Here is a 10555-nt window from a genome sequence, read left to right as displayed (position 1 = left end):
GCGCATGCGTCAGGTGGGCAATGTGGAAGTACCACAGTCTGCCTTCTTGGCTGTATTGAAGCTCGACTGATGAAAGGGCGCATATCCAGCGTGAAAGACTTTCCCCAGGCCAAGATCCGGACCCAATGGGCAGAGAACCTGAACTCGCAGCTAAGTCTTGCGCAGGCCGTTGAAATCCAATAACTTACAAGGTTAGAACCGAGAGCTGACACGATTGAGAGTAAATTGAGCTCTCAAGGCACGCTAATTGCGGCCCCTCCCAACTACCAATGATTCGAACATTCTTCATACTGCTTCTCTGCTTGCCATTCTGCTTGCATCTGACCGCTCAAGAAGAGAGCGAAGGTGAACGCGAGTATATCTATGATCTCCAGTTCGGGATGCTGGCCGGTGGGGAGATAGAGAACGAGACCTTCTATTACCGTCCTGGCCTGATGGCCCAAGGAGCGATCCTCACACCGATCAGCCCCTGGGTCGATCTGGGGGTAGGCGTGGGACTGCAATCCTTCGAGAACGAGACCATACTCCCCTTTTTCCTGGATGTAGAGGCGCAACTGAAAGAAGGGCCCAGAAGCAACCATATCCGACTGAATATAGGTTCATCACTGGGCTGGAGCAGCTTCTATAGGGACCTCCCGGCCTATGAGTATGAAGGAGGATTCTATTTCAGTACCTATCACCAGATGGCTTTTCCGCTGAGTAAGCGGACAGCACTGCTTGTCGCTCTGGGATATATCCACCAGAGGGGAGAGATCGAGTTCGATTCCGGTCTGGATGAAGAGTTGGAAGAAGGATTTGCACTGGATTTCTTGACCATACGTACCGGTATCCGATTCTGATCGATGATGAAGTGGATCCTCCTCATAGCGCTCTCCATCTCCTGCTTGCTCGGCCGAGCGCAAGGCCTCTCGATCAATGAATTCATGTCGGACAACCAGAGCAGCATCCAGGATGCCGATGGCGACCGACCCGACTGGATCGAGCTCCATAATTCCTCCTCTGAACCTATCGACCTGACCGGATATCATCTCAGCGATGATGCAGAAGACCCATTGAAATGGCAATTCACTACCGGTCAGATTGTAAGCGGAGGATTCCTCATCGTATTTGCATCGGATAAGGACCGACAAGGCCCTACAGGCTACCATACCAATTTCAAGATCTCTTCCGATGGAGAGGCGCTTTTGTTGAGCAATCCACAAGGGGAACTGATCCGGTACATCCCGGCTCAGGGTCTAGAAGAAGATGTGTCTCTCGGCGCCTTGAACGATGGGCAGATGGATGTTCAAGTACGCTTCCTACCGGCCAGTCCGGGAGCAAGTAATGATGTGGGCGAGGTGATTCCGGATTGGGAGCATCAGATTGCTTTTTCCGATCCAGGGGGATTCTACCCGGAAGGATTCGGTCTGACCCTCCAGGCAGAAGAGGGATATACGATACGCTATACTACAGATGGCTCTCATCCTACAGCCGATTCCCCGGTCTACGAAGCTCCCATTACCATCAGGGACCGGCAGTATGACCCGGATGGCATCTCCCTCATTCCCAGCGGTCTGGATTGGCAGGAGCCCAGAAAGGCAGGAGAGAAGGCTACGGTGATCAAAGCGGCATTGTTCCTAGATGAGCAGCGTAGATCGAGAATCTTCACCGAGACCTATTTCATCTCTTCAAGATTGGATGAGCGGTATGACGGCATACCTGTGATCGCACTCAGCACACCGAGCGACAGCTTGTTCTCATATGAGCGGGGCATCTATGTGCAAGGCGTGCATTTCGACCCGGATAACTACCGCACGACCGGCAACTATTTCATGAAAGGATGGGAGTGGGAGCGGCAAATGCATCTGGAATTCTTCGATAGCCAGCACAGCAAGCAATTCGCACAGGATTGTGGTGCGCGTATCCATGGAAAATCATCGCGCTATCTCCCACAGAAGACGCTCAGACTCTATGCGCGGGACGACTATGCGGCAGAATTGTTCCCCTATCCCTTTTTTCAGCAGAAGACTTCAGAGGCCTATAAGCGCATTCTACTCCGAAGCGCAGACTCCGATCAAGGAGGCACCTTGATACGCGATGTGTTGAGTACCGAGCTGATACGGGATATGGAGGTGGATTATATGGACTATAGCCCATCGGTGGTCTTTCTCAATGGCGAATATTGGGGAATACATAATATCCGTGAGCGAATCGATGAGCACTATCTCGCGCAGAATCACGGAGTGGATCCAGATGAGGTCGACTTGTTGACCTTGGAATCCACAGTCGAAGAGGGTTCTTCCAGCGCGTACTTGGAATTGCGGGATTATGTGGCCACCCATGACCTCGCGCACGCTGATGCCTATACCTATGTAGCTGCGCGGGTGGACCTCTCCAACTTGATGGACTACTACATCGCCCAGTTCTACTTGGCCAATTTCGATTGGCCGGAGATCAACATCCGCTTCTGGCGCCCTCGAACGGAGAATGGGAAATGGCGATGGATCCTTTACGACTGTGATCGGTGCATGTTGCGCACCGAGAGCGACCGACTGAAGGACTTCATCCTTTCGGGATCCCCCTCCAGTGAGATACCGGAGTGGTCAGCACTCATGCTCGACAGGCTTTTGGATAACGATGATTTCAGAAAAGAGTTCATGCAAAGGGCCTTGTACCATTACTCCACCACATTCAGCACGGAGCGGGTACTCCAGAAGATCGACTCCTTGCAGGGGCTATATGCGCCCTTGCTTGCTGAGCACATCGACCGTTGGAATCGACCCGCTTCTGTCAATCAGTGGTATGCCAGTATCGAGGAGTTACGGAGTTTTGCCATCAAGCGTCCACCGGTCATGCTACGTCAATTGATGGAATACATCGGCGAGCAGTTCACACTCTATCCCAATCCGGTCTCCCAGGGTAAGACCCATGTATGGATGGATATGGAGCATTTCGATGGGTTGACCATACAGGCTGAACTATTCGATGCTTTGGGCAATAGGATCCGCACAGTCGATCTCAGCACTGCTCAAAGCGGAGAACAATCCATGATACCTATACAAGGTCTTTCAGCCGGATTCTATATCCTGCGGATCCAGTATGGGTCGATCTTCTTCGATGAGAAGTTGATCGTGCAGTGAGCATCAATCCCGCTCCCCGGCAATGGATTCCAAGAGTTTCTCTTTGATCGCTTCAGCTCCGGAGTAATTTCCTAGAACATGCATCAACTTGGTGATCCCGGATTCCAAGGTCATGTCCCCTCCGGAGATGATCCCAATCTCATCAAAGGCCGCACTGGTGGCATAGCGTCCATGTTGCACCGAGCCGGCCAGACATTGGGAGATATTGAGAATGGTCTTACCACTGTCGACCGCTGTCTTCAAGGCACGTAAGAACATCGGTGAGGTAGGACCATTACCCGCCCCGAAACTCTCCAGGATAACACCTTGGGCGTTGCCTTGTAGAATACAGTTCACCGCATCTTCTGAGATTCCTGGAAAAAGCTTGAGTAACGCGATCTGCTCTTCGATGTGTTTGTGGAAAGTAGGCTGTTCCGGTCCGCTATGGCGCAGATAGGGGTGATTGTAGACCAGGTCTACTCCTGCCTCAGCGAGGTTGGGATAGTTGGGCGAATGAAAGGCATCGAAATGCTCGGCACTGTATTTTGTCACTCGGTTTCCACGCATTAATCGATATTCGAAATAGACAGCCACCTCGGGAATAAGGGCCTCTTCGAATTTCTTGGTGGAGGCCACTTCGATGGCCGTGATGAGATTCTCCTTACCATCGGTACGTATCATGCCTATGGGCAGCTGACTACCTGTCAGTACGATGGGTTTTGAGAGTCCTTGTACCATGAAGCTCAGGGCACTGGCCGTAAAGGCCAAGGTATCCGTGCCGTGCAGGATGACGAATCCGTCATAGTCGGCATAGTGGTGCTCGATCAATCCGACCAGCTCTACCCACAGCTCGGGCCGCATATCCGATGAATCCACGATACGTGAGAGCTGTATGGTCTCGATATCGATATCAAAGGCCTTGAGTTCCGGCACATGGTCGAGTAGTTGCTCGAATCGGAAGGGAAGCAAGACATCCCGCTCATGGTCGTGCACCATTCCTATGGTACCACCCGTGTAGATCAGCAATATCCTCGAGCGCTCATCCATCCAGTCTGAATAATTCGATGGCATTCTGTGTGGTCTGTTCGGCCACTTGGGTGATGGGCAGGTCATAGACTTTGCTCATCTCTATGGCCACTTGCAGGACGTAGCTGCTCTCATTGCGCTTGCCACGGAAGGGCACCGGAGAGAGGTAGGGGGCATCTGTTTCCAGTACGATGTGTTCGATAGGAATGTCCTTCAGGGTCTCTTTGAGCCCTGCATTCTTATAGGTAAGAACCCCACCGATCCCCATCTTGAATCCACCATAGTCGAGGATATGTCGGGCCTGATCGGGCGTACCCGTGAAGCAGTGGAATACTCCCCGTAGATCGGCATCATTCAGCTCATCCACCACCTCGAATATCTCATCGAAACTCTCCCGGGCGTGGATGACGATGGGTAGGTCCAGTTCCTTGGCCCAACCGATCTGCTGTCTGAATGCCTCCAGCTGCAAAGGCAAGGTACTCTTGTCCCAGTGCATATCGATGCCTATCTCACCTACGGCCACATAATCCCGCTCTTCGAAAAGCGGACGCATATGGTCCAGTTCTGCTTGGAAATCTGCTTTGACACTGCATGGATGCAGCCCCATCATGGGCTTGCATATTTCTGGAAAATCCGCCACCAGGCGGTGTAGGGAATCGATGCTTACTCGGTCGATGTTAGGTAGTAGGATGGTGTCCACCCCGTTTCCCAAGGCGTGATCCATCACCTCATCGATATCATCCTCGAATTGGTCGAGATAGAGGTGGGCGTGTGTGTCTATGAATCGCATAGGGGAACGAAGGTAATTGTATAAGAAAGGCAGGATTATCTCGCTGGCGATAGAAATTGTAATCTCCATTGACAGTACTATTGCATGCTGTGACTCGCGTCTTGGTCATACGTTTCAGCTCCATCGGAGATATCGTGCTCACCACTCCTGTGATCCGCGCCCTCAAGAGCCAACTCGAAGGAGAGGTGGAACTTCACTATCTGACCAAAGCCTCCTTTGCACCTATCTTGGAGAACAATCCCTACGTGGATCGATTGTGGACCATGACCGACTCTCTGGATGAGGTGGTGGAAGAACTGGCCGATATCGACTTCGATTATCTGATCGACCTGCATAGGAATCTGCGTACCTCGGTGGTCAAGCGCAAGGTCAAGGGGCTGTATTTTACCTTCGACAAGCTGAATTGGAAGAAGTATCTCTGGGTCAATTTCGGCATCAACAAGCTACCGGATGTCCATATAGTGGATCGCTATATGGATGCCATCCGGGCATTCAGTACTCAGGATGATGGACAGGGGTTGGATTATTTCATCCCCGAGGATGTACAGGTGGATCTACAGGTCTTCTCTCTCTCACCGCAGGGCTATGTGGCCTGGGTGATCGGGGCTGCCCATGAAGGCAAGCGTTTCTCGGCCGCTAAGGTGACAGGAATTGTGGATCGACTGAAAATCCCCGTAGTGCTCCTTGGTGGAAAGGCTGATGTGGACATGGCCGAAGAGATCATGCGATCGACACAAGCTCATGTGGTCAACATGGTGGGACGCACCACCCTGCATGAGAGTGCATGGCTTCTGCGTGAGTCCCAGGTAGTGGTCACACCGGATACCGGGATGATGCATATCGCTGCTGCATGGAAGAAACGCATCATCAGTCTGTGGGGATGTACGGTCCCAGAATTCGGCATGTATCCCTATCGACCGGGAGAAGGTTCTGTCATGCTACAGCCTAGGGACAAGTCGAAACGCCCCTGCTCCAAACTAGGGAATCGATGCAAGTATCCTGTGAATTGCATCGAGAGTATCGAGGATGACGAAGTTGTGAGGGTGCTCAAGTCAGAATCCTGAATTCAGATATGCCGCTCCACGTAGCGGATGATCGACTTGGCGATGTCCTTGCCTGTGGCCTCTTCAATGCCTTCCAATCCAGGTGATGAATTCACTTCCATGATCAGCGGTCCCCGTGAGGATTGCAGCATGTCCACACCGGCTATTCCGAGTCCTAGGACTTTGGCTGCGCGTAGGGCTGCATTCTCTTCTTCATCACTCAATTCGATGACCTCAGCACTTCCACCGCGATGGAGATTGCTTCTGAATTCTCCCTCCTTGGCCTGACGTTTCATGGCGCCAACTACGACCCCATCCACTACGAAGGCACGTATATCAGCTCCACCTGCCTCCTTGATGAATTCCTGAGCGATGACCCGGGCCTGCAATCCATTGAATGCCTCTAGGATGGATTCTGCCGCCTTGCGTGTTTCGGCCAATACGACCCCCACTCCTTGGGTGCCTTCCAGAAGCTTGATAACAACTGGTGCACCACCTACTTGACGCAGTACTTCAGAGGTGTCTTTGGAATAATTGGTGAAGGCTGTCTTGGGCATACCCAAGCCTGCGCGTGACAGGATCTGCAGGCTTCTAAGTTTATCACGGGAACGCACCAGGGCCTGTGACTCGATGGCTGTAAAGACCTTCATCATCTCGAATTGCCTCACAACAGCGGTTCCGTAAAAGGTCACCGATGCTCCGATACGCGGAATCACCGCATCCACATCTTGTATCTCTTTCCCTTTGTAAAAGATGTGCGGATTCTTCTTCTCGATGATGATATCACATTTGCTGTGATCGATTACCATCATATCATGGCCCCTCTTCTCTCCAGCTTCTATCAAGCGAGAAGTAGAGTACAGATTCGGATTCCTAGAAAGGACAGCTATCTTGAGAGTTGCTACGGCCATGGTTATTGAAAAGGACAACGAAGATAAGTCGCTGATCCAGCGGGGTGTTATCGCAGTTTTATATGAAGTTCACTCAATTGATCGTCATCCAATGAGGCCGGAGCATCGAGCATGACATCGCGACCCGAGTTGTTCTTAGGAAAGGCGATGAAATCACGGATGCTGTCCTGCCCACCGAACATGGCACAGAGCCTATCGAAACCGAATGCGATCCCTCCATGGGGAGGTGCTCCATACTCGAATGCCTGCATCAAGAAGCCGAATTGGGCCTGAGCCTCTTCCTTGGTGAAACCGAGTAGGTCGAACATGCGACTCTGCAATTCCCGGTCATGGATTCGGATGCTTCCACCACCCAGCTCTACTCCATTCATGCACATGTCATAGGCATTGGCCCGGACTTCTCCAGGAGCCGACTCCATCTTATCGATATCCTCAGGTTTGGGAGAGGTGAAGGGGTGGTGCATGGCGTGGAAACGCTCGGTGTCTTCATCCCATTCGAGTAAGGGGAAATCCACCACCCAGAGGGGCTTGAAAACCCCTTCTTTCTTCAGGTCGAGAAGATCAGCTACATGGAGACGAAGCTCATTCATCTGCTTACGGGTCTTGTCCAAGCCTCCTGAGAGTACCAAGATGAGATCTCCAGCTTCTGCCCCTGTATGTTCAGCCCATCGCTTCAGCTGTTCTTGATCGTAGAATTTATCGACTGAACTTTTAAAAGTCCCATCTGGATTGCACTTGCAATAGACCATGCCCATGGCGCCTACCTGTGGGCGCTTGACGAAATCCGTCAGTGCATCCAATTGCTTGCGACTGAATTCGGCTGCTCCTTTAGCCACGATCCCAATGACGGTATCTGCCTGATCGAATATCTTGAAGCCCTGTCCTTTGGCTACATCGTCCATGTACTGGAACTGCATGTCGAATCGGAGGTCCGGCTTATCGGAGCCATAGTGATACATGGCATCGGCAAAGGTCATGCGTGGGAAATCGGTCAGCTCTACTCCTTTGATGACTTTGAATAGGTGCTTGATCAGCCCCTCGAAGGTGTTGAGGATATCCTCTTGCTCCACGAAGCACATCTCGCAGTCTATCTGCGTGAACTCCGGTTGACGGTCTGCACGTAGGTCCTCATCTCGGAAACACTTCACGATCTGATAGTAGCGGTCATAGCCTGAGACCATGAGCAGCTGCTTGAAGGTCTGAGGGGATTGGGGGAGTGCGTAGAATTCACCCTCATTCATGCGGCTTGGCACTACAAAGTCACGCGCACCTTCCGGAGTGGACTTGATGAGATATGGCGTTTCCACCTCGAAGAAACCCAGTTCATCCATGTACTTACGGGTCTCGATGGATAGGCGATTTCTCAAAGCGAGATTATCACGTAGAGGCTTTCTACGCAGATCCAAGTAGCGGTACTGCATGCGTAGCTCATCACCACCATCGGTCTCATCCTCTATGGTAAATGGAGGTGTCTTGGAGGCATTGAGAAGTGTCAGCGATTTCACGTCTATCTCGATGTCGCCCGTGGCCATATCCGCATTCTTGCTGGAGCGCTCGATGACTGTACCGCTTACCTGGATAACGAACTCACGACCGAGCTTACGCGCCTGCTCGCAGAGGTCAGCATTCTCATCCATGTTGAAGACCAATTGTGTGAGGCCATAGCGATCCCGGAGATCGATGAAGGTCATCCCTCCGAGGTCACGGGATTTCTGCACCCAGCCGGCCAAGGTCACTTCTTGTCCTACATCACTGATTCTCAGTTCACCACAGGTCTTCGTTCTGTACATTCCTTCTGCTTTTTTGAAAGGTGTGCGAAGGTAGTTTCTTGGATTGGGAATGGCAACGACTTTGATGGTCTTCAGAGTGTAAGTTCACTTCTTAGATTACATAATGTAGTAGACTCAGAAACTCAAGGGATTGGAATCCCTGTCAGACTTCAGGTGACCGTGGAATGCTCACAGCTTTATCTTTAGCCGAGCAATGAACAGAATCTTTCTCACGACAAGGCATTGGGTGCTCATTGCCCTTAGTCTCCCACTTCTCAATTCTGCACAGCAATTCGAAATGCTCGATGCACACATCATCTGTCCCGAAGAATTGGGATGGAGCGCACTCGCGCTTGGAGATATCGATGGAGACGGGGATCTGGACCTTATTGCAGATTCTTACCGCTATCCGGCATATTACCTCAATGATGGAACAGGTTCATTCAGTGAGCGTACAGAGATCGCTTTTAATTACCCGTTTCAAGAAAGAGGAGTACCTACCCTGATCGATATGGATGGGGATATGGATCTGGACCTGGTGATGAGCACCGGTGGACTCTATGCGGATGTCATATGGATGTCCAATGATGGAGCGGGAGGATTCTCAGAGCCGATATTGATCAATAGCGATGATGTGCGAGTAAGTGATTATCAAGTGGTAGACCTTGATATGGACGGGGACCAAGATGTGCTGATGAGCCTGGGTTGGATAGGAACCGGAGGCGAGAAAGTGGTCTCGTATATCAACGATGGGACCGGGGGCTTCGGCAGCCAGCAGCTCATTCGTTCGGGAGCAAATTCATTGGTGAGGGCCATGGATATGGAGGATGATGGGGATATGGACGTTGTTAGATATCATGCCTCTGACGAACTCTCCTGGCTGGCCAATGATGGGGCAATGAACTTTGCAGTGGAGTCAGCACCAATCTCTACCTCAGCCACAGCCAGAATGATCCGGGTGAGCGACATGGATGGGGATGATGACCTGGACCTGGTACTATCTGAATCCTCCGATGGATTGGTGGAATGGTTTGCCAATGACGGTATAGGTGGTTTCATGTTCGGTGGAGGAATCGAAGAGACCGGTCCCATTACACACATGGAATTGGTCGATATCGATGCGGATACAGATATCGATGTCTTGATCCAAGATGCGAACGGCCTGACACTTTACGCAAATGATGGGACGGGGCAACTTTTCTATGTAGAGGCGCTCTCTCCAGAATCCGAAGCAGGATACTATTTCATTGCGGGTGATATTGATGGTGACGGTGATCAGGATGTGATCGATTCGCACTTCAATGACCCCATTTATCTACATCGATTCGAATCGGGAGAGCCCATCGCAAGAGAAGGATTGTCCAGCTTCATTCTGGAACCTAATTGGTGCAATGCAGCAGATATAGATGGAGATGGAGATTTGGATGCGGTCTCTACTACCCCTTTCGGAGATGAAGTCGCTTGGTATGATAATCCTGGTACGGGCTCAGATTACCTGCCATGGACAAAGAATTTGATCAGCACAGAACTTTCCTCTCCCGATCGCATCATCGCGGCCGATATGGATGATGATGGTGATCAGGACTTGGTCGTGTCCAGCTCCACCAATGGAGGTGGACTGGCCTACCTCGAACAAGGACCGACAGACAACTGGAGCATTACGCTATTTCCAGTAGCGCCCAGTGGTATCATCGCTGCGCTATATCTAGCAGATATCGAAGGAGATGATGACCTTGACATCTTCTATGCTACAGCCAATGCTCAAACCGTCTCCTTGATCAGAAATCAAGGCGGAGGCGCCTTCGATCCTGCACTTGATCTGGTGAGCTTGGATCATTATGCCAACAGCATTGAAAGCCCTGACCTGGATGGGGATGGGCTACAAGACCTACTGCTGGCTTCCCGCTTTGGGGATGAG

8 protein-coding genes are annotated in these 10555 nt (G+C 51.4%); 4 read left to right on the top strand and 4 right to left on the bottom strand.

Going from position 1 to position 10555, the window contains the following annotated elements; translation table 11 throughout:
• The first annotated feature begins 269 nt into the window (after nt 1-269).
• Together HKN79_08245 and HKN79_08240 are read left to right on the top strand one after the other, a co-directional pair.
• Nucleotides 270-839 carry a hypothetical protein gene (locus HKN79_08245; GenBank protein NNC83553.1) on the top strand — a complete coding sequence of 190 codons (570 nt, stop codon included), beginning with the start codon at nt 270-272 and terminating at the stop codon, nt 837-839.
• Nucleotides 840-842: 3 nt separating this feature from the next.
• Nucleotides 843-3119, top strand: a complete 2277-nt coding sequence (locus HKN79_08240) for a T9SS type A sorting domain-containing protein (GenBank protein NNC83552.1) — start codon at nt 843-845, stop codon at nt 3117-3119.
• A 3-nt stretch (nt 3120-3122) separates the two neighbouring features.
• Here the strand turns inward: HKN79_08240 and HKN79_08235 are convergent, their stop codons facing one another.
• Entirely contained in the window at nt 3123-4145 is a 1023-nt protein-coding gene (locus HKN79_08235) for an asparaginase (GenBank protein NNC83551.1), read from the bottom strand.
• Complete coding sequence (locus tag HKN79_08230) at nt 4138-4914, bottom strand: TatD family hydrolase (protein NNC83550.1); 777 nt, start codon at nt 4912-4914, stop codon at nt 4138-4140. Before HKN79_08230 ends, HKN79_08235 begins: the two co-directional genes overlap by 8 nt.
• Nucleotides 4915-5003: 89 nt before the next feature.
• Between HKN79_08230 and HKN79_08225 the strand changes: the two genes are divergently transcribed.
• Complete coding sequence (locus HKN79_08225) at nt 5004-5978, top strand: glycosyltransferase family 9 protein (GenBank protein ID NNC83549.1); 975 nt, start codon at nt 5004-5006, stop codon at nt 5976-5978.
• Between the two features lie 2 nt (nt 5979-5980).
• On the opposite strand, the gene rimK is transcribed toward HKN79_08225, so the two are convergent.
• Nucleotides 5981-6868 carry a 30S ribosomal protein S6--L-glutamate ligase gene (rimK, locus tag HKN79_08220; GenBank protein ID NNC83548.1) on the bottom strand — a complete coding sequence of 296 codons (888 nt, stop codon included), beginning with the start codon at nt 6866-6868 and terminating at the stop codon, nt 5981-5983.
• 47 nt (nt 6869-6915) lie between these two features.
• Nucleotides 6916-8658, bottom strand: a complete 1743-nt coding sequence (gene aspS, locus HKN79_08215; GenBank protein NNC83547.1) for an aspartate--tRNA ligase — start codon at nt 8656-8658, stop codon at nt 6916-6918.
• A 193-nt stretch (nt 8659-8851) separates the two neighbouring features.
• Here aspS and HKN79_08210 point away from each other — a divergent pair.
• A partial coding sequence (locus tag HKN79_08210; GenBank protein NNC83546.1) for a VCBS repeat-containing protein occupies nt 8852-10555 on the top strand: 1704 nt, incomplete at its 3' end.

This window comes from Flavobacteriales bacterium (assembly GCA_013001705.1).
Lineage (GTDB): Bacteria > Bacteroidota > Bacteroidia > Flavobacteriales_D > JABDKJ01 > JABDLZ01.
Note: the sequence above shows the minus strand (reverse complement) of the source record. Positions and strands in the feature narration are given on the sequence as shown.

What these genes read in the sequence shown, in the direction of transcription:
- HKN79_08230 (NNC83550.1), bottom strand. Translation starts at nt 4,914, where the DNA reads ATGCGATTCATAGACACACACGCCCACCTCTATCTCGACCAATTCGAG.
- HKN79_08245 (NNC83553.1), top strand. Translation starts at nt 270, where the DNA reads ATGATTCGAACATTCTTCATACTGCTTCTCTGCTTGCCATTCTGCTTG.
- HKN79_08240 (NNC83552.1), top strand. Translation starts at nt 843, where the DNA reads ATGATGAAGTGGATCCTCCTCATAGCGCTCTCCATCTCCTGCTTGCTC.
- aspS (NNC83547.1), bottom strand. Translation starts at nt 8,658, where the DNA reads ATGTACAGAACGAAGACCTGTGGTGAACTGAGAATCAGTGATGTAGGA.
- rimK (NNC83548.1), bottom strand. Translation starts at nt 6,868, where the DNA reads ATGGCCGTAGCAACTCTCAAGATAGCTGTCCTTTCTAGGAATCCGAAT.
- HKN79_08235 (NNC83551.1), bottom strand. Translation starts at nt 4,145, where the DNA reads ATGGATGAGCGCTCGAGGATATTGCTGATCTACACGGGTGGTACCATA.